The following is a 25,129-nucleotide window of genomic DNA, read 5'->3' as shown; positions in this document are numbered from 1 at the left end:
GGCGCTACAGGCCCAGCGCCTTGCGGATCTGCGCCGACACGATGGTCCACGACGGCGAGCTGGCCGCCACCTCGTCGTAATGGCTGCCGCCCGGCAGCACGATCACCTCGGCATGATCGCCTGCCGCTTGGGCGCGGCGCGCATAATCCTGCCCCGCGCGCAGCGGCGAGATGGTGTCGAATTCTCCGTGGATCAGCACCGTGCGCACGCCGGCCGGCAGCAGCTCGGCGGGCGACGTATCGGAAAAGATGTCCGGCCGTGCGGCGCTGGCGGTGCCGGCCAACTGCGCCATGTCGCGGTCGCAGCTGGTCTTGATCAGCGACTGCTCGTTGCGCAGATCGGCCAGCCCGCCCAGGCTGATCACGGTCGGCACCGGCAGCGGATCGGCCGCATACAAGGGACTGCTGCGCGGCAGACGCGCGCGCGCAGCCGCCCACTGCGCCAGATGGCCGCCGGCCGAATGCCCGACCAGCACGATGCGCGACAGGTCCAGCCGACGCTCCGGCGCCAGCACGCGCAAGCGGTCCAGCGCCGTGGCGACATCGTGGTACATGCCAGGATAACCGCCGCCCTGCTCGTCGAAGCGGCGATACTCGACGTTCCAGACCGCGATGCCCTGCTGCTGCAAGGCCCCTGCCATATTGTGCATCTGCGTGATGCCGCCGAACTCCTTGGTCCAGCAGCCTCCGTGAACGATCACCGCCACCGGGAACGGGCCATCGCCGGGCGGCTGGAACAATTCCGCGAACTGCGAAGGCGCCGGGCCGTAAGCCACATGCTGCGTCGGCGCCGGGCCGCTCAGGGCCAGATAATCCTGCAAAGTCATGGGCGCGGCGGCAATGGCCGCCGCCAACAAGGTCGTTCCCACAGTATTCAACATGCGTGCACTCCGTTTGACGATACCGTCATGCTACACGCAAAACCCCGGGGGGCGGGTTTAGAACTTGCAGTTGGCGCGGGCGGAATAGTAGCCGCCGTTGATGCCGAACGGCGAGAACGATGGCAGCAGCGGCTGCGTCGGCGCCTGGTTGATCTTGGTGACTGGTGCCGCCGACGGCGGCGGCACGGTATCAGTTGGCGTAGCTGGCGTAGGCGTGCGTGGTGCTACGTAGGGAAGCGCTGAGGGCTGCGGGTGCTGTGGAGGCGGGATGCGGCAGGCGGGCGATTTCCACCGCTGCCAGATGACGGTGCGCGCTGCTGCTGTCGGTCATGTGGCAGGCGTGGAATTGCATGGGCGCGTTCGGGTCCGGCAAATAGATCACGTCCATGTCGGCCGGGTCGTAGGCGACGCGTACGCTCCACTGTCCGCGCTGGCGTGCGCGTTCGAACCAGCGTTCGTCGATGGCGCGCGCGCAGGTGTAGGTGCTGTCGAACAGCAGGATGCCGTCGCCGGTGACGGTGGCTTGCGCCGCCGGCATCAGGCTGCAACGCAGCAGCTGTTCAGGGTAGGTTTTCAGGCCGCCGCCGCGATGTTCTACGCCCCACTCCCACAACGCGCGCGGCGTGGCGCCGCCGGCGTGGTGCAGCGGCTGGCGGTTGTTGTGGTACAGGATGGCGTCGATGACGATGCGTGTGAACTGGTCCAGATCGAGCACGCCGTCCAGCCGGCAAGCGGCGCCTGCGTCGTCCGGCGCCAGCAGGCGGAAGCGCTTTGCCAGCACGGTGCGCCATTCGTCGGGGGCGTCGTCGGCGACGGCGGTGCAGCGCAGGTTGAAGTTGTTCAGCAGCGTGTCGCGCTGGCTGCCGCTGCTCAGGGCGGCGCTGGCGTGCAGGGTTTCCGGCAGGTGGCGGCTGGGCCATAGGCCGGCCTCGATGCCGCGGCCGAAGCGCTGGCTGTAGCGCTGCTTGTCTGCGCCGCAGTGGGCCAATGCCAGCATGGCATGCTGCCAGCTGGCCGCGCCGATGCCGATGCCGATGTAGACTCCGGCCACCATGCGGCTGAACGCGTCCACCGCCACGTAGACCAGCGGTTGGCCTATGGCCTGGTGGCGGTCGGCGCGCGAGACCAGCTGCACTTCGGCGCGCACCACGTCCAGGTGGAAGGCGGCGCCCGGGCGGCCGGCGATGGCCGCGCCGTCGAACGCCTCGGCGGCCGGCATGACGTGCGATCCGGCGGAAGCGGCTGTTGCATGCGGCGCGTCAGCGGCGGCGCGGCGGCGGGCGACTTCAGGCGGGCGGTCGTCGTCGTGGTCGAGCCAGTAGTTGAACTGGCCGAAGCTCGGCAGCTCGGCGGCCCGCGTGCCGGGCATCGCCAGTACGCGGCCGCTGTCGGCGTCGATGCGGCGTTCGATGAAGAAGTCCGCCAGCATCTGCTGGTAGGCCCCCAGCCGCGAGAACCTGGCGTGGCCCGCCGCATAGCGCGCGATGGCGACGCGGAAGGTGCGGCGGATTTCCTCGTCCGCATTCAGGCCCGGTCCGTCGCCGGCGCCGTTCTTGCGCGGCCGCCCGCGCTTGACGCCGGCCGAGGCCTGGCGCACCTTGCCGCGCCCGCCTGAGTTGCTGTAGTCGGGCAGCAGCGCGTTGGGCGTCTGCCCGCGCTGCCAGTAGCGGCGCAGGTAGCGGTAGATGGTCGGATGCGAGACGCCGTGCGTGGCGGTGGCCTGCGCGATCAGCTGGCCGCGCAGGCGCGCCTCGTAGATGCCCGGCTCCAGCGCCACCAGCGGCTCGACGATCTCCCATGCGCGGGCGCGCAGTTGCAGGTGCTTGGGCGGCAGCAGCTCCTGGCTGACCACCATCAGGTAGGGATCGGCCGGCAGCACGCGCGCGTGGCCGGCGCGCAGGTCCGCGTGCAGCGCCGACAGCCGCACCAGCTCCACCTCGGCCGAGCGCGCGGCCACGTCGAACACGTAGGCGTGGCTTTGCTCCGGGGCGATCCACAGGATGCGGACGGTGCGCGCGGATGGATGCGTGTAATGCAGCAGGTCATTCCGCAGCAGCATCGGCGCCTCGTGCGGTGGAAGTCAGAAACAATGGGGCCATTCCGTGCTCCTTGCTCAAGGACTGATCGGTTTATCCCATCCTTAATGCAATAACCGGGCCAGAAGGCGCAGGCGCCGCCCTGCCCTATGAAACCAATTGATTTCACGGCAAGGTAAAGAGTTGGTCAAGCTTGGTTCTGGTGCAATGCACGCAACCGCCGCACCGCGCGCGTGCGCATTGGAGGCCCATATGAAAACAGGGCCTTGCGGCCCTGTCCTGTACTACCTCTGTACTGTCAAGTTCAATACTTCTTCTTGAACTTGTCCTTGGCGGCGCCCGGCGCAGGTTTTTTAGGCGGCGTCGATTTGCCGGATTCCGGCGGCATGCGCTCGGCATGGCTGATCTTCAGCTGCGCGCCGCCGACCCACACTTTGCCCAGGTGCTTGAACAGCTCGGGCGGCATCCCGTCCGGCAGTTCCAGCATGCTGTAGGTGTCGAAGATCTCGATGCGACCGATATGCTTCGCTTCCAGGCCCGCCTCGTTGGCGATGGCGCCGACGATGTTGGACGGCGTGGCCGCGTGGTTGCTGCCCACTTCAATGCGGAAGGCGCTCATCGGCAGGGCGATCTTGCCCGGCTTTTCCTTTTTCTTCTTCGGCGCGGTGTCATCCAGCTCGGTCGATTCCACGCGCGCGGCCTTGGCCAGCGGCGAGGATGCCGGCGCCGGTGCGGCGGCCGGCGCGCGCGCCGGTACCGGACGGGCTGGGGCAGGTGCCGGCGCCGACGACGCAGGCGCGCTGTCGCCGCTGTCGCCGTTGTCGCGGCTGATGCGCAGCTGCTGGCCGGCGACCTTGATGCCGGCCAGGTGATCGAGCACGTCGCCGGTCAGGTTGTCCGGCATATCGAGCACGCTGTAGTCGTCGTAGATTTCGATGCGGCCGATGTTCTTGGAGTCGATGCCGCCTTCGTTGGCGATGGCGCCGACGATATTGCCCGGCTTGACGCCGTGCTGGTAGCCCACTTCGATGCGGAAGGTCTGCATGCCAGGATCGGCGGCGCGCACGATGCGTTCCTTTTTCGGGAAACGCTCGCTGCGGTCCGGACGGTCGCCGCCGCGGTCGAAGCGTTCGGCGCGGTCGCCACGGTCGTTGCGTTCGAAGCCGACTTGTCGGCCCGGACGCTCGTCCCAGGTGGCTGCGGCCACCTGCTGCTTTTTATCGAGCAGCAGCGGCACGTCGCCGCGCGCCATCTTGGCCAGCGCGGCGGCGATCTCGATCGCCGGGATATTCTGTTCGCGCTCGAAGTCCTCGATCAGCGACTGGAACTGTTCCAGCTCGCCCTGTGCCAGGGTTTCGCTGATCTGCGACTTGAACTTGGCGATGCGGACGTCGTTGACGGCCTGGATGGTCGGCAGCTCCAGCATGCCGATAGGCTGGCGGGTGGCGCGCTCGATCGATTTGAGCAGGTTCTTTTCACGCGGGGTGATGAACAGGATCGCCTCGCCGCTGCGGCCTGCACGGCCGGTGCGGCCGATGCGGTGGGTATAGCTTTCCGGATCGTGCGGCACGTCGTAGTTGACCACGTGGCTGATGCGCTCCACGTCCAGACCGCGCGCGGCGACGTCGGTCGCCACCAGGATGTCGATCTTGCCGTCCTTGAGCTGCTGGATGGTGCGCTCGCGCTGCGCCTGCTGGATGTCGCCGTTGATGGCGGCGGCCGAGAAGCCGCGCGCTTGCAGCTTCTGCGCCAGTTCCTCGGTACCGAGCTTGGTGCGCGAGAAGATGATCATGCCGTCGAAGTTCTCGGCTTCCAGAATGCGGGTCAGCGCGTCCAGCTTGTGCATGCCGGACACCAGCCAGTAACGCTGGCGAATGTTTTCATTGGTGCCGGTTTTGGCGGCGACCGTGATTTCCTTCGGATTGCGCAGGTAGGTGTTGGCGATGCGGCGGATGGCCGACGGCATGGTGGCCGAGAACAGCGCGGTCTGGCGCGAATCCGGGGTCTCCTGCAGGATGCGTTCGACGTCGTCGATAAAGCCCATGCGCAGCATTTCGTCGGCTTCGTCGAGCACCAGCGTTTTCAGCTTGGACAGGTCGAGCGAACCCTTGTCCAGGTGGTCGATGACGCGGCCGGGAGTGCCGACCACGACGTGCACGCCGCGGCGCAGGGCCGACAGCTGCGGGCCGTAGCTTTGGCCGCCGTAGATCGGCAGCACGTGGAAGCCCGGGATGTGCTTGGCGTAGGTCTGGAAAGCTTCGGCGACCTGGATCGCCAGTTCGCGCGTCGGCGCCAGCACCAGCGCCTGCGGCGTGGTCTGTTTGATATCGAGGCGCGACAGGATAGGCAGCGCGAAGGCTGCGGTCTTCCCCGTACCCGTCTGCGCCTGGCCCAGGACGTCCTGGTTATCCAGCAGCGACGGGATGGTCGCGGCCTGGATAGGCGAAGGCGACTCGTAACCGACTTCTTTCAGCACTTTGATCAGGGGTGCGCTGAGGTTCAGATCGGTGAAAAGGGTAATGGGGGATGTTGGGGTTTCAGACATGGCGTCACTCACAAGTATGTTCGAATCGCCTAATTGCGAAAGAAATTTGTGCGTAGTTTACTCTCTATCGACACTTTAAGCCGGTTTTTGGGCAAAAACGGCGATTTACAGCCAACAGCGCGACGTTCCCTTCAGGATACGTAGAGGGGGTGGGTCATAAACACCCTTGTGGCAAAAGGCCTGTTTTCGACCTCTGTTTTCCTCTCTTTTCTGCGCAAAACCTCTCTTCTTAACCTCAGCCTAAATTCAGATAAAAAGAGAGGTTAAAAGATCAAGAGAGAGACCGGAAATAGCAAACTTCCCACAAGGGTCGTGCAGCGGCCTCCCATACCAGCCCTCCCCCGTGACATCCCCTCTAAAAACAAAAAAGACAGGCCTAAGCCTGTCTTTTCCCTTGCGCCGCCCAGGCCAGAAGGTCCGGGGCGGCACGTCCTGCGCTAGCGGATGCGGATTACTTGCTGGCCGCTGGAGCCGATGCCGCCGGCGCCGGGGTCGAAGCTGCCGGGGTCGAAGCGGCCGGTGCGCTGGCGGCTTTAACTGCCTTGGCCTTCTTGTGATGCGCCTTCTTGGCCGGTGCGCTGGCTGCAGGTGCCGATGCGGCTGGCATCGGGGTCGAAGCTGCGGCGCTTGCTGGAGCCGAAGCGGCTGGAGCTTGTGCGAATGCGGCGCCTGCGAACAGGGTGGCGATCAGGGTAGCGATTACTTTTTTCATGATGTCATTCCTTGAATTGGTTTATATAGTTTATTTAATTACTTGCTTGCGACTACTTTGGTTTCTGCTTTGGTTTCTGCTTTGGTTTCTGCTTTGGTGTCTGCTTTCGCATCGGCGACTGGCGCTGCGACTTTGGATTCTTTGGCCTTGTGATGGACTTTGGTTTTGCCGGCGGTCTTCGTTTCAGCTTTGGCTTCGGTTTTCACTTCAGGCTTGGCTTCGGCTTTGACTTCGGCGGTTTTCACTTCAGCCTTCGCTTCGGTTTTCACCACGGCCGTCTTGGCGGCTGGAGCGGTGGAGGCGGCGACTGGCGCTTGTGCGAATGCTGCGGTTGCGAACAGGCCGGCGATCAGGGAAGCGATAATTTTGGTCATGATGTATTTCCTTTTTCTAGGTTTCGGCATCGGGACTATCCCGTGTCGCATGAGCAAAAAACGGCGCAGCCCATCGGTCAGTTGACGACCATTACAACCTCTTACCGACTCTTACACTCGCTTACAACTCGTCCAAAACCCGCTCAATGCGGTTTCACATCATCCTTCAGCGCCGCCAACGCCATGCGCTCCACCAGCCCGGGCGCGATCAGCTTCATCCAGCGTCCCAGCTTGCCCTTGGCCGACATCACCACCTCGCGCCGACGCGCCTGCATGCCGTCGACGATCAGCCGCGCGCACTCCTCTACCGTCATCGCCTTGTCCTCTTTCAGGCTGCTGCTGCCCAGCGCCCCGCCGGCCGCGTTGTAGCCGCGGTAGCGTATCTGCGTCGCCACCACGCCCGGATAGGCGATCGTCACGCTCACCCCGGCCGCCTTCAGCTCCGCGCGCAGGGCCTCGAAGAAGCCGCTCATGGCGAACTTGGTGGCGCCGTAGGCCGTGCGCCCCGGCACGCCGACCAGCCCCGCCAGCGACGACACCGCGACGATGCTGCCGCGCGACTGCTTCAGATAAGGCAGCGCCGCATGCGTGCACCACACGCTGCCCCATAGGTTAATCTTCATCAGCTCCTCGTACCACGCCAGGTCCGCGACCTCCTCGAACAGCGCATGCGCCGAACGGCCGGCGTTGTTGACCAGCGCATCGATGCGGCCGAAGCGCGCCACGCAGGCCGCCACCAGCGCCGCGCACTGCGCCTGCTGCGACACATCGGTGGGCACGACCAGCGTCTGCGCCCCGGCCGCCGCGCACTGCGCGGCCACCTGCTCCAGCATCGCCGCATTGCGCGCCGCCAGCACCAGCGCCACGCCGCCGCCATGGCGATGCGCCAGCTGGCGCGCGATCTCGGCGCCGATGCCGTCCGAACTCCCGGTGATGATGATCACTTTCATGACTCTTCCTTATTTTGGCAAGTACAGTAAGATAGCCCGCTTCTGCACCGAATCACACATCACGGAGTAAATATGCGTCTTCCAGCACTCGCAATCGCCGCCGGCCTAGGCCTGGCATCCCTGCACGCCGCCGCCCAGCAGGCCCCGGTCGTGACGGAGGCGCCGCTGCGCGCGCACCTGTCCTTCCTGGCCGACGACCTGTTCGAAGGCCGTGGCACGGGCCAGCGCGGCGGCGATCTCGCGGTGCGCTACCTGGAGACCCAGGCCGCCATCATCGGCCTCAAGCCGCTGGCCGGCGGCGGCTACCGCATGCCGGTCAAGATCGAAGGCACGCGCCTGCTGGACAAGAGCTTCGTGCGCTTCGACGCCGGTGGCAAGAGCGTCACGCCGAAGAACGGCAGCGAGATCGTGTTCGGCACCGCCAGCGGCAAGGCCGCCGTCGCCATCGACGCGCCGCTGGTGTTCGTCGGCTACGGCGCCATCGCGCCGGAGGAAAAGTGGGACGACTACAAAGGCATCGACATGAAGGGCAAGGTGCTGGTCATGATGGTCAACGACCCGCAGCCCACCGCCGCAGAGCCCAACCGCTTCGCCGGCAAGGCCTACACCTACTACGGCCGCTGGCTGTACAAGTATGAAGAGGCGGTGCGCCAGGGCGCCGCCGGCGTGCTGCTGATCCACACCACGCCGTCCGCCTCCTACCCGTGGAGCGTGCCCGCCAACGGTTTCAGTCACGAGCGCTTCCACCTCGCCGTGGCCGGCAATCCGGTAGAAGGCTGGCTGCAGGAAGACACCGCGCGCGCCCTGTTCGCCGCCGCCGGCTTCGATCTCGACACCCTGCGCGCCCAGGCCGAAACCCGCGAGTTCCGCCCGGTCGACCTGAAGACCCGCGTGCACGCCGAGGTGCACAGCGCCATCCGCCGCATCGAGCAGTTCAACGTGGCCGGCATCGTGCCCGGCAGCGACGCCAGGCTGAAGGAACAGGCGGTGGTCTACTCGGCCCACTGGGACCATCTGGGCATGGACGAAGGCGTGCGCCGCGACGACCGCGGCGACCACACCTGGAACGGCGCCATCGACAACGCCTCCGGCGCCGCCGCCCTGCTGGCGATGGCGGCCGAAGCGGTCAAGCATCCGGCCAGGCGCACCCAGGTCTTCCTGTGGCCGGCCGCCGAGGAACAGGGCCTGCTGGGCAGCGCCGCCTACGTGCAGAATCCGGCCTGGCCGCTGGCGCAGACCACGGCCGACCTCAATCTGGACAGCATGAACTTCGTCGGCGCCACGCGCGACATCGGCGTGGCCGGGGCCGAGCGCAGCAGCCTGTACGAAGCGGCCGGCGAAGTCGCCCGCAAGATGGGCCTGAAGCTGGCGCCGGCCATCCCCGACCTGTCGGGGGCCTACTTCCGCGCCGACCACTTCAACTTCGCCAAGGCCGGCGTGCCGGCGTTTAACGTCGGCTCGGCGGTGTTCTCCGGCGACGGCCACTTCGAGTTCGTCAAGGAGCCGGCCAGGTCGGCCGCGCGCCTGGTCGCTTTCAAGCAGGACTACCACCAGGTCAGCGACGAGTACCACGCCGACTGGGATCTGTCGGGCATGGTGCAGCAGGCGCAGTTCACGCTCAACCTCGGCTACGCGGTCGGCAACGCGCCGGCCATGCAGCGCTGGAAGGACGGCGACGCCTTCGGCAAGGTCAAACGCTGAGTCGCAAAAAAAGGTAGGATGGCCGCTCCGTTCACCCACGCACAAGGAGCACCATGGAAACCAATAGCCACTGGATCGATATCGCCGCCGCCGACGGCGGCTTCGGCGCCTACGTCTCGCTGCCGCGCGGCGGCAAGGGACCGGGCATCGTGCTGCTGCAGGAGATCTTCGGCGTCAACCAGCACATCCGCAACGTCGCCGACCAGTATGCGGCCGACGGCTACGTGGTGATCGCGCCGGACCTGTTCTGGCGCCACGGCGCCCGCATCGAACTCGGTTACGACGACGCCGGCTGGAAGCGCGCCGTCGAACTGATGAACGCCACCGACTTCGCGCTGGCGCAATCGGACATCGCCGCCACCGTCAAGGCGCTGCGCGCGCTGGACGGCGTCGAGGGCAAGGTGGCCTCGCTCGGCTTCTGCTTCGGCGGCCGCCTGTCCTACCACACGGCCGCCAACGGCCTGGTGGACGCGGCGGTGTGCTACTACGGCGGCGGCATCCACAACGCGCTCGATCGCGCCGGGCAGATCACCGCGCCGATGCTGATGCACTTCGGCGGCGCCGACAGCCACATCCCGCCGGCTGCCGTGCAAAGCATCGCCGAGGCCTTCGGCGACAACGAGCAGGTCGAGATCCACGTCTACCCGGGCGCCGAGCACGGCTTCAACTGCAACCACCGCGCCTCCTACCAGCAGCGCGCCGCCGCCCAGGCGCACGGCAACACGCTGCTGTTCCTCGGCGAGCAGCTGTAGCCCGCTCCAGGCCGCTCCAGGCAGCGCTAGGCGCTTGCGGCCGCCGTCGCCACGCCACGCACCCGGCGCAGGCGGCGCAGCTGCAGCGTCACCCCGGCCAGGTACAACAGCAGCAGCACGCCGGTGGCCGCCTTCAGCTCGGGCGCCTCGGCGTCCGCCAGCAGCGGGTGGCCCAGCGGCAGGCGGGTGCTGGTCTCGGTGATGGCCGGAATCATGTGGAACAGGAAGGTGATCGAGTAGGCGCACACCGCCACCGCCGCCGAGCGCGCGCCGAAGCGGCCTTGCCCGGCCCACCAGGCCAGGCCCAGCGTCAGCAGCGTGATGATGCCCAGCGCGTGCGGCTTGCCGAAGCCGCCGTGGGCGAAGATGCCGAAGCCGGTCAAACAGGTCAGCACGGTGGTGGCGATATACACCTTGCCGACCGTGTTGGCCGGGTCGATGCCGCCGTCGCGGATGAAGGCGATCACGCCGGCCGCCACGGCGACCAGGCTGATCAGCGTATGAATGACGCCGAGCTGGGTGAGTCCATACATGGGATGTCCTTTCAAAGTTGGCACTTAGTTGGCACTGAGTTGGTACTTAGTTGCCACTCTGATAGTACGCGCTATCGCCGTCGCGGTCCTATCCCGAAAGGGGCAGGCGCCGGCTGCGCTAGAATATGGGGATCGATACAGAGGTGAGCACATGGCCCGTTTGAAACTGGACTTCCCGGAAGACCAATACTACTTTTCCACCCAGCTGACGGTGCGCGTGACCGACATCAACGGCGCCAACCATCTGGGCAACGACTCGATGATCTCGATGATCTCCGAGGCCCGCGCCCGCTTCCTGTTCGAGTTCGGCGTGCAGGAGACCGGCAGCGACGGCGTCGGCATCATCGTCACCGACCTCGCCACCACCTACCGCGCCGAAGCCCACGCGCGCGACCAGCTGCTGTTCGAGATCGGCGTGATGGACTTCAACCAGTACGGCGGCGACATCACCTTCCGCATCACCCGCCCCAAGGACGGCACGCTGGTGGCGATGGCCAAGTCGGGCTTTGTCTTCTTCAACTACAAGAGCAGCCAGGTGACGCCGATGGCGCCCGAATTCCTGGCCAAATTCCCCAAGGTCAACCGCCTCGACTGACGCCCGGCGCCGGCGCTCAGCGCGCCGCCACCTGCGGCACGATGGTCTTCTTGAACCAGTCGTCGAGCATCTGCTTCTCGTAGCGCAGCGTGTCGCCGTCGCTGTAGCGGCTCACGCCCTGCATGTAGTTCATATTCGACAGCTGCTCGTCGCCGCTGCGCAGCACCTTGCCGTCCTGCTCCAGCGTGTAGCGCAGATGCATGCGCGGCCAGTCGGCGCCGCCGTTCAGCACGCGAATATCCTCGCCGCCCGAGCGGCGCGGCCACAGGCGGCCCGCCATGTCGATGTCCAGCACTTCGATCTTCAGGTTCTGGCCGGCCGGCAGCCGCTTGTTGAACGTGGCGAAATAATCGCTGAAATCCTTCAGCACGCGTTCGCGGTCGACCGCGTTGCGCGGCACGTCGGCGAAATCGTCCGGCTTGACATAGCTGACGCTGACGTCGGCCCAGGCGGCGCCGGCCAGCAGCGCCAGCATGGCGGCCAGCAGCGGCCGGGCGTAAGGTTTGCTCATGGTTCGCATTTGCTGCTCCTTCACGGTTCGAACTTCCAATATAGACCTTTTCGCTGCGCCAGGCCCGCCTTGAATAAGTTTGTTACGAAACTTACTTTAGCGCTTTGTCACGCCCCTGTCATAACAAATCCTTAATATTGCGCCCGTCGAGGTGAAGCCACCGCCTCGCATGATGCCGCGCCCGGCGCAGGCACATGGAATGGCCATAACAACCCACAGGATTTACCATGACCGAGTCCCTCGATCTGTCCCGCCGCAGCATCCTTAAAATGTTGTCCAGCGCGCCGCTGCTGCCGCTGACCGCCGGCGGCGCCGCCGCCACCCTGCTGTCGGCCTGCGGCGGCGGCGACACCGCCGCGGCCGCGCCGCAGCTGCTGTCCGTGACCTTCTCCGGCATGAGCGCGCCCACCCTGGCCGACGCCGCCAAGATGGCCACCACCACCGTCGCCTCGACGCTGAACTTCACCTACTCCGACGGCAAGACCCAGCCTTACGCGCTGTCGTACCAGACCTTCTTCATCACCGGCGCCACCGTGCCCAACCAGGCCGGCGGCACCATCCTGGCCGGCGGCTACTTCGACATCAACAACAAGCCCATCGTCGACAAGACCGACGCCGGCCAGCGCCAGTTCTTCTCGGACTGTCCGGACGGCACCTCGCTGCTCAAGCTGGCCGCGCCGACCGTGCCCGGCATCAAGGGCAACACCGTGTTCGCCGTGGTGCAGTTCGAATACGCCACCCGCAACGTCAAGGGCGACTCGATGTACGGCATGCTGCCGTCGCCGATCGCCGTGCTGACGCTGGACCAGGACAAGACCACCGGCGCGCTGACGCTGGTGAAGTACCACAACGTCAACACCAGCGGCGTCAACGGCCTGTGGATCACCTGCGGCGCCAGCCGTTCGCCATGGAACACCCACCTGTCGAGCGAAGAGTACGAGCCGGACGCGACCACCATCGCCAGCAACAGCCAGTTCGCCAACTTCAGCACCAATCTGTACGGCGACGCCACCAAGGCCAACCCTTACCACTACGGCCACATGCCGGAAATCACCGTCAACCCGGACGGCAGCGGCAGCGTCAAGAAGCACTACTGCATGGGCCGCATCTCGCACGAGCTGGTGCAGGTCATGCCCGACGAGCGCACCGCGCTGATGGGCGACGACGCCACCAACGGCGGCCTGTTCATGTTCGTCGCCGACAAGGCGCAGGACCTGTCCTCCGGCACCCTGTACGTCGCCAAATGGACCCAGAAGACCGCCGAAAACGGCGGCTCGGCCACGCTGTCGTGGATCAAGCTGGGCAGCGCCACCAGCGCCGAGATCAAGGCCCTGGCCGACACCCTGAAGGCGGCCGACATCCTCAGCGTCAAGACCAGCGATCCGGCCGACGCCAGCTACACCAAGATCCCGTTCAGCGGCAAGAGCAACTGGATCAAGATCGTGCCGGGCAAGGAAAAAGCCGCGGCCTTCCTGGAAACCCACCGCTACGCCGCGTTCAAGGGCGGCAGCCTGGGCTTCACCAAGATGGAAGGCACGACCGTCAACGCCAAGGACAAGATCGCCTACAGCGCGATGAGCTACATCAACGGCGCCATGAAGGACGGCTCCGGCGGCATCAAGATCCAGGGCCCGAGCGCCGGCATCGTCTACGCGCTGAACCTGAAGGCCGGCCAGGTGGACGACACCGGCGCCGCCATCAACAGCGAATGGGTGCCGGTCGACATGGCCGCCGTGCCGGCGCTGGTGGGCGAAGACCTGGCCAAGCCGGACGAGCTGGGCAACCTGGCCAATCCGGACAAGATCGCCAATCCGGACAACATCAAGTTCTCGGAAAAGCTGCGCACGCTGTTCATCGGCGAAGATAGCGGCATGCACGTCAACAACTTCCTGTGGGCCTACAACGTCGACACCAAGGCGCTGACGCGCGTGCTGTCGACCCCGGCCGGCGCCGAGTCGACCGGCCTGCACGCGGTGGACGACATGAACGGCTTCGCCTACATCATGAGCAACTTCCAGCACCCGGGCGACTGGGATTCGGCCCTGCACGGCAAGGTGCAGACCACGCTGGACCCGCTGATCCGCGCCAACTACCGCGACCGCTTCGGCGCCGCCGTCGGCTACCTGACCGGCCTGCCGACGCTGAGCTAAGCAGCACCAACCCCTTACCCCAGCTGTCCCGGCCCGCAACGAGCGTCAAGCTCCTTGCGGGCTTTTTTGCGTCCAGTGCTGGAGGCGGGCGACCAGCAGGCGCTCGTCGGGCAGCAGCATCTGGTACTCGGCGGCGATGATTTTGTTCGGCAGGCTGTCGAGCGCATAGCGCGCCTCGGCCGCCCCCTTGGCGGCACACAGGATCAGGCCGACTGGAGGGTTCTCGTCCGACCTGGTCCAGTGTTCCCGGGCGTAGTTCAGGTAGAGATGCATCTGGCCAGCATCGGCGGCGCCGAATTTGCCGGTCTTCAGCTCGATCACCACCAGGCATTTCAAGCGCCGATGGAAGAACAGCAGGTCGATGCGGAACCAGGTGTCGTCAAGCCGCAGGCGGCGCTGCCGGCCGACGAAGGCGAAATCGTCGCCCAGTTCCAGCAGAAAGTCGGTCATGTGCTGAATCAATGCCTCTTCCAGGTCGGATTCCGAGTACTCGTCCTTCAAGTCGAGGAACTCCAGCACGAAGGGATCTTTGATCGCCTCTTCCGGCGTGATGAAGTCGTCGGCACGCGGCTGCTCGCCCTGCGCCAGCATCTTGGCTTGATTCTTGGAGAGCATCGTCCGTTCGTAGAACTGGCTATTCACCTGACGGTCCAACTGACGGACCGACCAGCCGCCGCGCAGCGCCTCTGTTTCGTAGAACAATCTGGCGGCAGCAGTCTTTACGGACATCAAGCGTACATAGGCCGACCAAGGCAGCCTCAATTCTCCAGACACCGTCTGGAGAATTTCCGGCCAGAACAAATAGAATTTCCGCATCTGCAGCAAATTTTGTTTGCTAAACCCCCGGCCAAACCGTGCAGTGAGATCATATCCAAGCTGCTCAATCAATTCTTCACCATAGGCTGCTCGGTCCGTCCCGGCCTGTTCGCACTCAACAATCCGGCGGCCTATCTCCCAATACGCCGCCGTCATCACGGCATTCACGCTGCGCGCGGCGGCCCGGCGCGAGGATTCCAGCAGCTCGACGATCTGCGTGTGGATGTCGGCATAATTGGCGACTAGCATGTTTTCGCGCTCCTGCCCATGAGAATACGTAAATCGTAGACCCGGATACCCGCACACCTTTAGAGACGGCTCAAAGTCGGCGCAGATCCGGCCGCCATCGATTTGTTGCATACTACCTAAAATATTTCTCACAGAGATAGCAATATTGCCAAAAACGAAGTATTGTTTCGGCTGCACATAGGCGTTACAGAAGACTAACGCTGCGCCGTCGCCATCAAACGCGTCGTACAATCAGAACGCCTGGAAACGCATCGGGAGTGTTGTGCAAGGCAACAGGAATTTTTGTTGCCTGTTGTTAATAGCAGTGGGTAAGACTACAATCGAAAGAAACCATTCAGTAGTGCCATTTTGCGGAACTCGCCCTTATGTCTTTTTTGTCTGCTGCCTCGCCTAAGCTAGCGCCTTGGAAAGTCCTGTTGGTCGACGATGAACCGGACATCCACGACATCACGAAACTGACGCTGAACCGTTTCCGTCTCGACGGCCGCGCCCTCAGTTTCGTGCACGCCTACAGCGGCGCCGAGGCCAAGGAAGTGCTGGCGCGCGAGAGCGACATCGCGCTGGTGTTCCTCGACGTGGTGATGGAAAAGGAAGACAGCGGCCTCGAAGTGGCGCGCTGGATGCGCCAGGACCTCGACAACCAGTTCACCCGCATCGTGCTGCGCACCGGCCAGCCCGGCCAGGCTCCCGAAGAGCGCGTGATCGTCAACTACGACATCAACGACTACAAGGAAAAGACCGAGCTCGACCGCACCAAGCTGTTCACCACCACCTTCGCCGCGCTGCGCGCCTACCGCGACATCATGAAGGTCGAGGAAGCCCGCCGCCAGCAACTGAACTACCGCGAAGGCCTGGAGCGCGTGATCGCCGCCTCGGCCCACATCTTCCAGCAACGCAACCTGAAAGACTTCGCCAACGGCCTGCTGCAGCAAGTGGTGGCGCTGCTGCGCCTGGAACACAGCATGCTGCTGCGCCTGCGCGGCGCCACCGCCATCAGCGGCGAGAACGATTACGAAATCCTGGCCCAGATCGGCGACGAGGACGGCACGCTGCTCAGCGCCGACGTGCTGGCCCAGCTCGACGCCGCCAAGAGCAACAAGATCTCGCGCGTCGAAGGCGACACCTATATCGGCTACTTCCCCAACAGCAGCGGCAAGGCCTCGCTGCTGATCCTCAAGGGCGTGGAGGAAATCTCCGAAATCGACACCAAGCTGCTGGAAGTGTTCTGCTCCGGCGTCGCCATCGCCTTCGACAACATCCTGCTGACGCAGGAAATCACCGACACCCAGGCAGAGCTGATCCTGCGCCTGGGCGACGTGGTCGAGTCGCGCTCCAACGAGGCGGGCAACCACGTGCGCCGCATGTCCGAAGTGTGCCACCTGCTGGCCCAGGCCTCCGGCATGCCGGAAGACGAGACGGCCGTGCTGCGCCACGCCGCGCCGATGCACGACATCGGCAAGATCGCCACGCCGGACGCGGTGCTGCTCAAGCCGGGCAAGCTCGACGCGGCCGAATGGGAGATCATGAAGCAGCACCCGACGGTGGGCCTGTCCATCCTCGACGGTTCGCAGCGCCCCATCCTGAAGGCGGCCGCCGTGATCGCCCACCAGCACCACGAGAAATTCGACGGCAGCGGCTATCCGCAAGGCTTGAAGGGCCACGACATCCACCTGTACGCGCGCATCGTCGCCGTGGCCGACGTGTTCGACGCGCTGATGCACAAGCGCTGCTACAAGGAAGCCTGGCCGATCGACAAGGTGGTCGAGCACCTGCGCGAAGTGGCCGGACATCACCTCGATCCGGTCTTCGTCGACCTGCTGTGCCAGAACATCGACAAGGCCGTCGCCATCAACGAGCGCTTCCCCGACTGAGCCCGCATAAGCATATTTGCAATAGATCTTTGTGAAACTGAATTCCTTGCCCGTAAGATCGTAGTCCGGTCCACGCAAGGAATTCACGATGCCCAGCAGCCAGCTCCCACACGTCCTCCCCCACTTGCCTTTGCGCCGCAGCGTGCTCGCCTGCGCGCTGCTGCTGGCCGCGCTGCCTGAAGTGCACGCACAGCAAACGCCGGCCAGCGAAGCCGCCATCGACCAGGTCACGGTGGTCGGCTCGCGCGCCCGCCACCGCACCGTGTTCGACAGCGCCGTGCCGATCGACCGCTTCGGCCAGCGCGAAGTCGAGAACGCGGCCGCCGGCGGCGAACTGGGCGCGGCCCTGCAAAACCTGGCGCCGTCGATCAACTTCCCGCGCATCGAATCGAGCGGCGCCTCGGACTCGGTGCGCGGCATCCAGCTGCGCGGGCTGGCGCCGGACCAGGTGCTGGTGCTCATCAACGGCAAGCGCCGCCACACCAGCGCCGTGCTCGACACCGAGAGCAGCTTCGCCGGCACCGTGCCGGTCGACGTCAACGCGATACCGCCCGGCGCCATCGACCACATCGAGATCCTGCGCGACGGCGCCGGCGCCCAGTACGGCAGCGACGCCGTGGCCGGCGTCATCAACATCGTGCTGAAGAGCGCCCGCAGCGGCGGCTCGGCCGCGGTCGGCTACGGCGCCAACCACACCGACTTCAAGCCCACCAACGAGACCAAGACCGACGGCCAGACCAGGACCGCCAGCGCCGACTACGGCGTGCCGCTGGGCGACGCCGGCTTCCTGCGCTTCGGCTTTGAGACCCGCAGCCGTTCGCCGACCCAGCGCGCCGGTTTCAGCGACGCCGGCTGGACGTCGTGGAACGCCACCCCGGCCGACCTCGCGCTGGACGGCAAGGTGGTGTTCAAGTCCGGCGACTCGCAGCAGGACAACCACTACCTGTTCTACAACGCGCTGCTGCCGCTGGCCAACGGCGTCGACGCCTACTCGTTCGCCACCGTCAACCGGCGCAAGTCCGACGGCAGCGCCTACTTCCGCTATCCGGGCGATCCGTCCAACGTGGCGGCGCTGTACCCGTCCGGCTACCGTCCCGTGACCCGGGGCGACATGAGCGACACCAGCATCGTGGCCGGCGCCCGTTTCGCCGCCGCCGGCTGGAACGCCGACCTGAGCGCGCGCCACGGCGGCAACCTGTTCCGCTACGACCTGGGCAACTCGGCCAACGCCTCGCTGGGCGCGCAGAGCCCGACCAGCTTCCACCTGGCCACTTTCGATTTCCGCCAGAACGCGCTCAACGCCGACCTCACGCGCGAGCTCGACCTGGGCCTGGGCAGTCCCGTCAACCTGGCGCTGGGCGCCGAGTTCATGCACGAGACCTATCGCAGCTCGCCGGGCGACGCGGCTTCCTACGCGGCCGGCCCCGTCGTCGACGCGCCGCCGGGCGCGCAGGCCGGCCCCGGCTTGCGCCCGCAGGATGCGTTCGACGGCGGCCGATCGATACGCTCGGTGTACGCCGACCTCGAAAGCGAGCTCACCAGCCGCCTGCTGCTGGGCGCGGCCGCGCGCTATTCGGACTACAGCGATTTCGGCGGCGCCAGCACCGGCAAGCTGTCCGCGCGCTACAAGCTCGGCGACGGCTTCCTGCTGCGCGGCTCGCTGTCCAACAGCTTCCGCGCGCCGGCGCTGGTGCAGACCGGCTTCCGCTTCTCCACGCTCAACTTCAACAGCGACGGCAGCGGCCTGCAGACCGCCTCGCTGCTGCCGGCCAGCGACGCGCTGGCGCGCAGCTTCGGCGCCGAAGTATTGAAGCCCGAGAAATCGACCAACCTGTCGCTGGGCCTGGCGTGGCGTCCGCAGCGCGCCACCAGCGTCACGCTGGACGCCTACCGCATCAGGATCCGCGACCGCATCACCCGCAGCAGCGACCTGCAAAGCGACGCCGCCACCGCCTGGCTGGCCTCGGTCGGCCGCGGCGACATCCAGTCGGTGGCCTACCTGGCCAACCTGCTCGACACCAGCACCACCGGCCTGGACGCCGTGCTGAATCACGACCTGTCCTTTGCCGGCGGCAAGCTGGACCTGAACGCCGCGCTCAACCTGAACAAGACCCGCCTCGACCAGGTGCGCCAGGGTTCGGCCGCGCTGGCCAGGATCGATCCGTCGCTGACGCTGCTGACCGATACCAGCCTGTTCCGCATACGCAATGCCTCGCCGAACAGCAAGCTGGTGCTGACCGCCGACTGGCAGGCCGCCCGCTGGAGCGTGCTGGCGCGCGCCACCCGCTTCGGCGCGCTGAAGGATTTCTCTTACGACCAGGAGGCGCCGGTGGTCGACGGCGTCCATGCGCAATCGTTCGGCGCCGTGTGGTCGGTGGACCTGGAGGCGCAGTACAAGCTGACCAAACAGCTGACGCTGGCCGTCGGCGGCGACAACATCTTCGACCGCTACCCGGAGCGCGTGCGCCAGACCAACAACGCCACCTACGGCGGCGCGCTGCCGTACAACTTCATCAACCCTATCGGCGTCAACGGCGCATACTTCTACGGCCGCCTGCGCTACACATTCTAAGAAGGATTCCATGAAGCTCACCCGCATCTCCCACCTGTTCGCCGCCGTCTGCATGAGCGCGCTGATGGCCGCGCAAGCCCATTCCAGCAACGCCTTGGTGCTGCTGACCGACTTCGGCACCTCCGACGGCGCCGTCTCGGCCATGCACGGCGTGGCCTTCGGCGTCGATCCGAAACTGAACGTCTCCGACCTGACCCACAACATTCCCGACTACGACATCTGGCTCGGCGCCTACCGCCTGTACCAGACCGCCAACTACTGGCCGCAGGGCAGCGTGTTCGTCGCCGTGGTCGATCCGGGCGTGGGCACGGCCCGCAAGTCGGTGGTGTTGAAGACCAAAGAGGGCCGCTACTTCGTCGGCCCCGACAACGGCCTGTTCACGCTGATCGCCGAGCGCGACGGCGTGGCCGAGCTGCGCGAGATCGACGAGAAGGTCAACCGCCTGGCCGGCTCCGGCGAGTCCTACACCTTCCACGGCCGCGACGTCTATGCCTACGTCGGCGCGCGGCTGGCGTCCGGCGCGATCAGCTTCGAGCAGGTCGGCCCGGTGCTGCCGAGCGAGTCGGTGGTGAAGATCGCCTACCAGAAGGCTGTCCGCCAGGGCAAGGTGGTGCGCGGCATCATCCCGGTGCTGGACATCAAGTACGGCAACGTCTGGACCAATATCCCGAAAGCGCTGTTCGACGAACTCGGCATCGGCGTGCATGACCGCGTGCAGGTACGCATCCTGCACAAGGGCAAGCAGGTGGACAAGGTGGTGGCGCCGTTCGAGCACACCTTCGGCGGCGTCGCGCAGGGCAAGCCGCTGGTCTACCTGAACAGCCTGCTGGACGTGGCGGTCGCCATCAGCCAGGGCAACTACGCCAAGCAGCACCACATCGATTCCGGCGTGGACTGGGAAGTGGAGATCAGCAAGGCTCCGCAGTAACCCGGTACAGCGGGGTCTGACCCCGTACGGGGTCAGACCCCAGACCTATCGCCGTGCGGGGTAGGCCCTACTTGCGCTTCACCTTGGGGAAGCGCAGCTTGTAGTGCAAGCCCATGCCCGGCGCGCTGGCCACCTTGATGGTGCCGCCCAGCGCGCCGGTCACCAGGTTGTACAGGATGTGCGCGCCCAGGCCGCTGCCGCCCGAGCCGCGCTTGGTGGTGAAGAAGGGATCGAACAGCTGCGCCAGCGTGCTGGTGTCCATGCCCGCGCCGTCGTCGCTGTATTCGAAGTCGACGAAATCGCCGTCGACCTTGCCGCTGATCTTGATCTTGCCGGCCTGCCCCTCCTCGAAGCCGTGCACCAGCGAGTTGACCACCATATTGGTGACGATCTGCGACACCGCCCCCGGGAAGCTGGCCATGTTGATGTGCTCGTCGCAGGCGATCTCGACCGCGATCGGCTTGCCCTTGAGCTTGGGCTGTAGCGACAGCAGCACCTCGTCCAGGTATTTGCGCAGGTTGAAGCTGCGGATATCGTCGGACGACTGGTCCACCGCCACCTGCTTGAAGCTGCGCACCAGCGCCGCCGCGCGCTGCGTGTTGGTGGTCATGATGCGCAGCGACTGGTCGATGATCTCGAAGAACTGGTTCAAGCCGTCCTCGTCCAGCGTGCCGGCGGCCAGGTCTTCGCGCGTCAGCTTGAGCTCTTCCACCAGGTGGCTGGTGGCCGTCACGCAGATGCCCAGCGGCGTGTTGATCTCGTGCGCCACGCCCGCCACCAGCCGGCCCAGCGAGGCCAGCTTCTCCTGCCGCACCAGCTCGCCCTGCGCATCCTTGAGCGAGGTCAGCGCATTTTCCAGCGCCGCGTTCTGTTCTTCCAGCGTTTCCTTGGCGCGGCGGATCTCGCGGTCGGCCTGCATGCGCGCGATCGCCACCGCCACGTGGCTGGCCATGAAGGCCAGGATGTCGAGGTCGGCCTGGGTGTAGACCACCGAGTCGTCATAGCTCTGCACGATGATGACGCCATACGCGACGTCGCCCAGCAGCATCGGCGCGCCCATCCAGCTGGCGATGTCGACATTGCCCAGCGGGTGCTCCATCTCGCCGCTGTCGACCAGCGCGGCGTAGCCGGCGCGGTCCAGCAGCATGGCCTGCTTGCGCTGCAACACATACGAGGACATGCCGACGCCGAAGTCGAAGCGCTTGACCGGCGCCTGCTCGTCCTTCTCGTCGACAAAATACGGGATGCTGATTTCCTTGGTGTCCGGATGGTACAGCGCCATCAGGAAGTTCTGCGCCGGCACCAGCTCGCTGATGATCTGGTGCAGCCGCTGGTTCAGGCGGCTGCCGCCGGTGGCCGTGGCCGACAGGTTGGCCAGCTCGTACAGCGCGCGCTGGATGTTCTCGGCGCGGCGGCGCTCGGCCACCTCGTGCGACAGCTGGGCGGTGCGCTCCTGCACCGCGCGCTCCAGCCGGTCCATGCTCTGCAGGTGCTGCAGCGCGCTCGACACGTGGTTGGCGATCAGCGCGAACAGCGCCTGGTCTTCCTCGTTGAAGGTGTGCTGTTTATCGTAGCTCTGGATGACGATGGCGCCCAGCGCCTGGTGGTTCTGGTCCAGCAGCGGGCAGCCCATCCAGTGTTCGGCGATGGTGCCGATGCCGAAGCCGGCGTTGGCTTCGCGCCGCGACTGGTGCTCGGCCGCCGTCATCACCATGCGCTCGCGACTGGCGATCACGGTGGCGGTCGGCGACTCGCCCTCGACCAGCTCGAACAGTTCGTCGCGGCTGGGCGGGTCGTCGACCTCGTCGACAAAATACACGAAACGCACCTGGTTGACCGGACCGTCGCGGTCGCTCAACGCCACGAAGAAGTTGGCCGCGTACATGATGCGCCCCAGCGCCGCGTGCACGGCCTGCAGGAACTCGCTGATATCGGTGCAGCTGCTCGACTTCTGCCCGATTTCGAGCAACATCGTTTGAACGGCTTCCAGGCGGGTGAGGCGACTTTCCATCGGTTTTCCTATTGTGAGGTAATGCGCATAGGAAATACTAGCAGGTCCGGCCCCGCCCGGCCACAGAAACAAAAACAGCCAGGCCGTCGGAACGGCCTGGCTGTCCTGGTGTAGCGCGACGTCGCTTACGCGGCGTCGTCTTGCTTGGACTTGCGGCGTGCAGCGACGGCGCCGACCAGCGCCAGGCCGCCCAGCATCATGCCGTAGGTCGCCGGTTCCGGCACGGCCGAAACGGTGGCGCCGGCCGAGTACACGCCGGCAGCTTTCGACATCACGGTGCCGCTGATCTGCAGGAAGTACTGGCCAGCGGACAGGGTGGCCGAGGACAGCGTCCAGACGTCGATCTCGCCGGTCGATACCTGGGTACCCTTGAGCACCAGGCCGTTCGCGTTGAACAGGCCCAGGCTGGTGATGTCCAGACCGTTTTTGGCGTTACCCGAGAACGAGGACAGATCCGAGGTCAGGATGCTGTCGCCGGTCAGGGTGAAGGTGTAACGGTCGGAGAAGGTGTTGCCGGCGTTGTTGCCGGTGATGAAATGACCGAAGAAATCGGAACCGGTGCTCAGATCGAGCGGAGCGTCCGGATTGCTGATGTCTGCGGCCATCGCGCTTTGCGACAGCAGGGCGGCACTGCCTAGCACGAAAGCGCCAGCCAAGGCTTTGAGTTTAGTCATAAGAATCTCCTAAAAAAAAGAGATCAAAATGTATCAGCCTCATCAGTTCTGGCAGGCCTCGCACAATTGAAAGTTACATTCGCTTACACCTTTACTTAATGAAATCTTAATTCCAGTAAAGAACACATGTCGCAAGAAACTATGGTTTTCGATAGCCACTGTCTATCCAGGCCGAGGCGCTGGTCACGCTCAGCTTGAAGGTCGGGGCCACCCGCACTTGGGCCAGCTCCTCGCCGTACTGGTCGAAGGCGGTCAGGGTGGCGTAGGCGTCGTCCTCGTCCGGCACGATGTCCAGGTTGACCTTGATCTGGCCGTCATCGGTACTGACGAACACATTCTTGTGCAACTGCGCATGCAACTGCTGCTCGTGGCGGCGGATCACCTCGTTGGCGGTCTTGACCAGGGTGTTGAAGGCGTTGACGTCCAGCGGCTTGGGATTCTTCTTGTCGCGGCCCATGGTCCACGGGCCGACCAGCGCCGGCTCCGGCTCGCCATCCTTGATCATTGCCACCGCCCAACCCTCGTCGTCATCGTTCTTGATGACGCGCGCGGTCCAGCCATTCCCCTGCCATACGCGTGCCTCCTGGATCGGGGCGTCGTCGTCGTGCTGCTCGTCTGTATCGGGGTAGTCTGCGCTCATGCGGATGGCTCGTGCTGAAAAGTTGGCTGGGGTGAAATAATAAGCGGCCCGCCCCGTAACAACAATAGAAAGTCAGCAACGGTGCGACATCCCTCAGCTCAAGGCTGTGTATTAAACACAACAGCACTTGTGCTTTTGACATCTCCGACATGACCCGCCCCAGCCATAGGCAAACCGCTCGCCGGAGTCACAGTTGCACGTCAAAATACACAAAAACCGACGAAACACTCTAAATCTCAATGAGCATGGACAAAGAAATATGACTATTATCAATTTTGAATCACCAGTTTCCAGTCATTAACAAAAGTGAAAGTCCGGTGCAATCGTTCACCGACCGCATATAAGGAACGTCCAAATGTCTATTTCCAGAACCTTGCTGGCCATCGGCCTTGCGGGCGCAGCTTTCAGCGCCAGCGCCGGTGTCACCTACAACGCCTCGGTCGGCCCTACCTCCGGGGTCGGCGGCGTCACCACCAATACCTTCGACGACGGCCTGCTGCCGGTCGGTTTCGCCACCTACGACCAGTTGGGCGCACTGATCCCTTCGCCGGGCAATCCCGGCTACGCGGCCCAGCCGCCGGGCGACCCGACCGCCTTCTTCTCGGTCGGCATCAGCAACGGCCAGCCCTCGTCGTCCAGCGTCACCTTCGGCGGCAACGGCGTCGACTATTTCGGTTACTACATGGGTTCGCCCGACGACTACAACATCGTGACCATGTACAGCGGCAACACCATGGTGCTGCAGATTAACGGCATCGCGATGGCGGGCGCCGCCAGCCTGATGGCCAACGGCAACCAACAAGTCGGCTTCTACATGAACTTCTTCACCGACAGCGGCACGCACATCACCAAGGTCACGTTCTCGGCCAACCAGAACGCCTTCGAGTCGGACAACCACTCCTACCTCGCGGCCGCCGTCCCTGAACCAGGCACCTACGCCATGTTGTTGACCGGCCTCGGCCTGCTGGGCTTCGCCAGCCGCCGCAAGAACAACCAGGCCACGCCACGCTTTTATTAGACCGGGATCCTCGACATGAAAACACTGTTTCCAAAAATAGCAGCCGCCGCCATGTTCGCCGTATCCGGCTTCGCATCGGCCAGCGCCTCGCTGGCCGACTGCAGCCTGACCGATATCTACTTTGACATCCCCGGCGTGACGGTATCGAAATGCTACGGCTATGTCGCCGGCAACATGATCAACGATTCGCCGGCGGACACGCTGGCGGTGAGAAACATCCTGTCGACGAAATTCGCCTTCCCCGGCCAGAGCGGGGCGCCGATCGAGTCGATCAACGTCGCCATGAATCCCTCGACCCACGTCACGACCTACGACTTCGCCCACATGCTGACCGGCGACGTCATCGTCGCCATGCACTTCGGCAACGGCACCGGTGGTCCGGGCAACGGCACGGCGTTCTACGAATTCAACGCCGGCAGCGGCGTCGACAAGTTCTTCACCCACCTGCAGGCCAGTTCGAACGCCGGCCTGTACAAGCTGAGCGTGTACACGCCGCCGGTGCCGGAACCGGAAACCTACGCCATGATGCTGGCAGGACTGGGCCTGGTGGGCGTTCTCGCCCGCCGCCGCGCCCGCGCCTGAACGCCCCCGGCCAGCGCAAAAGCCCGCAT

The 25,129-nt window shown here is 65.0% G+C and carries 22 protein-coding genes; 9 read left to right on the top strand and 13 right to left on the bottom strand.

Annotated features, from left to right (window positions below):
• Positions 1-4 precede the first annotated feature (4 nt).
• The 7 genes from DUGA2_RS23360 to DUGA2_RS23340 form a co-directional block, all read right to left on the bottom strand.
• Positions 5-880 (bottom strand): alpha/beta hydrolase, encoded by an 876-nt coding sequence (locus tag DUGA2_RS23360; protein WP_070271810.1) that lies wholly within the window; start codon positions 878-880, stop codon positions 5-7.
• A 57-nt stretch (positions 881-937) separates the two neighbouring features.
• Positions 938-1,066 (bottom strand): hypothetical protein, encoded by a 129-nt coding sequence (locus DUGA2_RS34850; RefSeq protein WP_286162321.1) that lies wholly within the window; start codon positions 1,064-1,066, stop codon positions 938-940.
• A gap of 4 nt (positions 1,067-1,070) precedes the next feature.
• The gene (locus DUGA2_RS23355; protein ID WP_070271809.1) at positions 1,071-2,939 is read right to left on the bottom strand and encodes a Mu transposase C-terminal domain-containing protein; all 1,869 of its coding nucleotides are present in this window, start codon (positions 2,937-2,939) and stop codon (positions 1,071-1,073) included.
• 281 nt (positions 2,940-3,220) lie between these two features.
• Positions 3,221-5,461, bottom strand: coding sequence for a DEAD/DEAH box helicase (locus tag DUGA2_RS23350; protein ID WP_070271808.1), 2,241 nt, complete (start codon positions 5,459-5,461; stop codon positions 3,221-3,223).
• A 451-nt stretch (positions 5,462-5,912) separates the two neighbouring features.
• Positions 5,913-6,173: a hypothetical protein gene (locus tag DUGA2_RS32885; RefSeq protein WP_071658967.1), complete on the bottom strand. Its 261-nt coding sequence runs from the start codon at positions 6,171-6,173 to the stop codon at positions 5,913-5,915.
• Between the two features lie 38 nt (positions 6,174-6,211).
• Positions 6,212-6,547, bottom strand: coding sequence for a hypothetical protein (locus DUGA2_RS23345; RefSeq protein WP_070271807.1), 336 nt, complete (start codon positions 6,545-6,547; stop codon positions 6,212-6,214).
• A 143-nt stretch (positions 6,548-6,690) separates the two neighbouring features.
• A complete protein-coding gene (locus DUGA2_RS23340) occupies positions 6,691-7,497 on the bottom strand; it encodes an SDR family oxidoreductase (protein ID WP_070271806.1) in 807 nt (268 codons plus the stop codon).
• 72 nt (positions 7,498-7,569) lie between these two features.
• Between DUGA2_RS23340 and DUGA2_RS23335 the strand changes: the two genes are divergently transcribed.
• Positions 7,570-9,198 carry a M28 family peptidase gene (locus tag DUGA2_RS23335; RefSeq protein WP_070271805.1) on the top strand — a complete coding sequence of 543 codons (1,629 nt, stop codon included), beginning with the start codon at positions 7,570-7,572 and terminating at the stop codon, positions 9,196-9,198.
• Positions 9,199-9,251: 53 nt separating this feature from the next.
• Complete coding sequence (locus DUGA2_RS23330; RefSeq protein ID WP_070271804.1) at positions 9,252-9,950, top strand: dienelactone hydrolase family protein; 699 nt, start codon at positions 9,252-9,254, stop codon at positions 9,948-9,950.
• A 26-nt stretch (positions 9,951-9,976) separates the two neighbouring features.
• On the opposite strand, the gene DUGA2_RS23325 is transcribed toward DUGA2_RS23330, so the two are convergent.
• Positions 9,977-10,483: a hypothetical protein gene (locus DUGA2_RS23325; RefSeq protein WP_070271803.1), complete on the bottom strand. Its 507-nt coding sequence runs from the start codon at positions 10,481-10,483 to the stop codon at positions 9,977-9,979.
• A 151-nt stretch (positions 10,484-10,634) separates the two neighbouring features.
• Here DUGA2_RS23325 and DUGA2_RS23320 point away from each other — a divergent pair, with 151 nt between their 5' ends.
• On the top strand, positions 10,635-11,078 hold the full coding sequence (locus tag DUGA2_RS23320; protein WP_008444690.1) for a thioesterase family protein: 444 nt from the start codon (positions 10,635-10,637) through the stop codon (positions 11,076-11,078).
• Positions 11,079-11,094: 16 nt separating this feature from the next.
• Here DUGA2_RS23320 and DUGA2_RS23315 read toward each other — a convergent pair whose 3' ends face one another.
• Positions 11,095-11,598, bottom strand: coding sequence for a DUF3016 domain-containing protein (locus DUGA2_RS23315; protein WP_083296431.1), 504 nt, complete (start codon positions 11,596-11,598; stop codon positions 11,095-11,097).
• A 218-nt stretch (positions 11,599-11,816) separates the two neighbouring features.
• Between DUGA2_RS23315 and DUGA2_RS23310 the strand changes: the two genes are divergently transcribed.
• Complete coding sequence (locus tag DUGA2_RS23310; RefSeq protein ID WP_070271801.1) at positions 11,817-13,739, top strand: PhoX family phosphatase; 1,923 nt, start codon at positions 11,817-11,819, stop codon at positions 13,737-13,739.
• A gap of 45 nt (positions 13,740-13,784) precedes the next feature.
• Here DUGA2_RS23310 and DUGA2_RS23305 read toward each other — a convergent pair whose 3' ends face one another.
• Positions 13,785-14,804, bottom strand: a complete 1,020-nt coding sequence (locus DUGA2_RS23305; RefSeq protein WP_070271914.1) for a YhcG family protein — start codon at positions 14,802-14,804, stop codon at positions 13,785-13,787.
• A gap of 365 nt (positions 14,805-15,169) precedes the next feature.
• On the opposite strand from DUGA2_RS23305, the gene DUGA2_RS23300 reads away from it, so the two are divergent.
• The 3 genes from DUGA2_RS23300 (at position 15,170) to DUGA2_RS23290 (ending at position 20,175) form a co-directional block, all read left to right on the top strand.
• Positions 15,170-16,675 (top strand): DUF3369 domain-containing protein, encoded by a 1,506-nt coding sequence (locus DUGA2_RS23300; protein WP_070271800.1) that lies wholly within the window; start codon positions 15,170-15,172, stop codon positions 16,673-16,675.
• An 88-nt stretch (positions 16,676-16,763) separates the two neighbouring features.
• On the top strand, positions 16,764-19,247 hold the full coding sequence (locus DUGA2_RS23295) for a TonB-dependent siderophore receptor (RefSeq protein ID WP_070271799.1): 2,484 nt from the start codon (positions 16,764-16,766) through the stop codon (positions 19,245-19,247).
• Between the two features lie 10 nt (positions 19,248-19,257).
• Positions 19,258-20,175, top strand: coding sequence for an S-adenosyl-l-methionine hydroxide adenosyltransferase family protein (locus DUGA2_RS23290; RefSeq protein WP_070271798.1), 918 nt, complete (start codon positions 19,258-19,260; stop codon positions 20,173-20,175).
• 67 nt (positions 20,176-20,242) lie between these two features.
• Here DUGA2_RS23290 and DUGA2_RS23285 read toward each other — a convergent pair whose 3' ends face one another.
• The 3 genes from DUGA2_RS23285 to DUGA2_RS23275 all read right to left on the bottom strand — a co-directional run bounded on the left by DUGA2_RS23285 (position 20,243) and on the right by DUGA2_RS23275 (position 23,500).
• Positions 20,243-22,186 (bottom strand): GAF domain-containing sensor histidine kinase, encoded by a 1,944-nt coding sequence (locus tag DUGA2_RS23285; RefSeq protein ID WP_070271797.1) that lies wholly within the window; start codon positions 22,184-22,186, stop codon positions 20,243-20,245.
• A 125-nt stretch (positions 22,187-22,311) separates the two neighbouring features.
• The gene (locus tag DUGA2_RS23280) at positions 22,312-22,860 is read right to left on the bottom strand and encodes an FxDxF family PEP-CTERM protein (RefSeq protein ID WP_008444683.1); all 549 of its coding nucleotides are present in this window, start codon (positions 22,858-22,860) and stop codon (positions 22,312-22,314) included.
• Between the two features lie 139 nt (positions 22,861-22,999).
• Positions 23,000-23,500, bottom strand: a complete 501-nt coding sequence (locus tag DUGA2_RS23275) for a hypothetical protein (protein WP_070271796.1) — start codon at positions 23,498-23,500, stop codon at positions 23,000-23,002.
• 355 nt (positions 23,501-23,855) lie between these two features.
• Between DUGA2_RS23275 and DUGA2_RS23270 the strand changes: the two genes are divergently transcribed.
• Positions 23,856-24,518 (top strand): PEP-CTERM sorting domain-containing protein, encoded by a 663-nt coding sequence (locus tag DUGA2_RS23270; protein ID WP_070271795.1) that lies wholly within the window; start codon positions 23,856-23,858, stop codon positions 24,516-24,518.
• A 15-nt stretch (positions 24,519-24,533) separates the two neighbouring features.
• Positions 24,534-25,100, top strand: coding sequence for a PEPxxWA-CTERM sorting domain-containing protein (locus DUGA2_RS34575; RefSeq protein WP_083296430.1), 567 nt, complete (start codon positions 24,534-24,536; stop codon positions 25,098-25,100).
• The last annotated feature ends 29 nt before the right edge of the window (positions 25,101-25,129 follow it).

The sequence above is a fragment of the Duganella sp. HH101 genome, from assembly GCF_001758795.1.
In the GTDB taxonomy this organism is placed as follows: Bacteria; Pseudomonadota; Gammaproteobacteria; order Burkholderiales; family Burkholderiaceae_D; genus Rugamonas; species Rugamonas rivuli.
This window is presented reverse-complemented; position numbering and strand designations above follow the sequence as displayed.

Excerpts from the sequence above, each read along its gene's own strand:
- DUGA2_RS23360 (WP_070271810.1), bottom strand. The coding sequence starts at position 880 with ATGTTGAATACTGTGGGAACGACCTTGTTGGCGGCGGCCATTGCCGCC.
- DUGA2_RS23355 (WP_070271809.1), bottom strand. The coding sequence starts at position 2,939 with ATGCTGCTGCGGAATGACCTGCTGCATTACACGCATCCATCCGCGCGC.
- DUGA2_RS23350 (WP_070271808.1), bottom strand. The coding sequence starts at position 5,461 with ATGTCTGAAACCCCAACATCCCCCATTACCCTTTTCACCGATCTGAAC.
- DUGA2_RS32885 (WP_071658967.1), bottom strand. The coding sequence starts at position 6,173 with ATGAAAAAAGTAATCGCTACCCTGATCGCCACCCTGTTCGCAGGCGCC.
- DUGA2_RS23345 (WP_070271807.1), bottom strand. The coding sequence starts at position 6,547 with ATGACCAAAATTATCGCTTCCCTGATCGCCGGCCTGTTCGCAACCGCA.
- DUGA2_RS23340 (WP_070271806.1), bottom strand. The coding sequence starts at position 7,497 with ATGAAAGTGATCATCATCACCGGGAGTTCGGACGGCATCGGCGCCGAG.
- DUGA2_RS23335 (WP_070271805.1), top strand. The coding sequence starts at position 7,570 with ATGCGTCTTCCAGCACTCGCAATCGCCGCCGGCCTAGGCCTGGCATCC.
- DUGA2_RS23330 (WP_070271804.1), top strand. The coding sequence starts at position 9,252 with ATGGAAACCAATAGCCACTGGATCGATATCGCCGCCGCCGACGGCGGC.
- DUGA2_RS23325 (WP_070271803.1), bottom strand. The coding sequence starts at position 10,483 with ATGTATGGACTCACCCAGCTCGGCGTCATTCATACGCTGATCAGCCTG.
- DUGA2_RS23320 (WP_008444690.1), top strand. The coding sequence starts at position 10,635 with ATGGCCCGTTTGAAACTGGACTTCCCGGAAGACCAATACTACTTTTCC.
- DUGA2_RS23315 (WP_083296431.1), bottom strand. The coding sequence starts at position 11,598 with ATGCGAACCATGAGCAAACCTTACGCCCGGCCGCTGCTGGCCGCCATG.
- DUGA2_RS23310 (WP_070271801.1), top strand. The coding sequence starts at position 11,817 with ATGACCGAGTCCCTCGATCTGTCCCGCCGCAGCATCCTTAAAATGTTG.
- DUGA2_RS23305 (WP_070271914.1), bottom strand. The coding sequence starts at position 14,804 with ATGCTAGTCGCCAATTATGCCGACATCCACACGCAGATCGTCGAGCTG.
- DUGA2_RS23300 (WP_070271800.1), top strand. The coding sequence starts at position 15,170 with ATGTCTTTTTTGTCTGCTGCCTCGCCTAAGCTAGCGCCTTGGAAAGTC.
- DUGA2_RS23295 (WP_070271799.1), top strand. The coding sequence starts at position 16,764 with ATGCCCAGCAGCCAGCTCCCACACGTCCTCCCCCACTTGCCTTTGCGC.
- DUGA2_RS23290 (WP_070271798.1), top strand. The coding sequence starts at position 19,258 with ATGAAGCTCACCCGCATCTCCCACCTGTTCGCCGCCGTCTGCATGAGC.
- DUGA2_RS23285 (WP_070271797.1), bottom strand. The coding sequence starts at position 22,186 with ATGGAAAGTCGCCTCACCCGCCTGGAAGCCGTTCAAACGATGTTGCTC.
- DUGA2_RS23280 (WP_008444683.1), bottom strand. The coding sequence starts at position 22,860 with ATGACTAAACTCAAAGCCTTGGCTGGCGCTTTCGTGCTAGGCAGTGCC.
- DUGA2_RS23275 (WP_070271796.1), bottom strand. The coding sequence starts at position 23,500 with ATGAGCGCAGACTACCCCGATACAGACGAGCAGCACGACGACGACGCC.
- DUGA2_RS23270 (WP_070271795.1), top strand. The coding sequence starts at position 23,856 with ATGTCTATTTCCAGAACCTTGCTGGCCATCGGCCTTGCGGGCGCAGCT.
- DUGA2_RS34575 (WP_083296430.1), top strand. The coding sequence starts at position 24,534 with ATGAAAACACTGTTTCCAAAAATAGCAGCCGCCGCCATGTTCGCCGTA.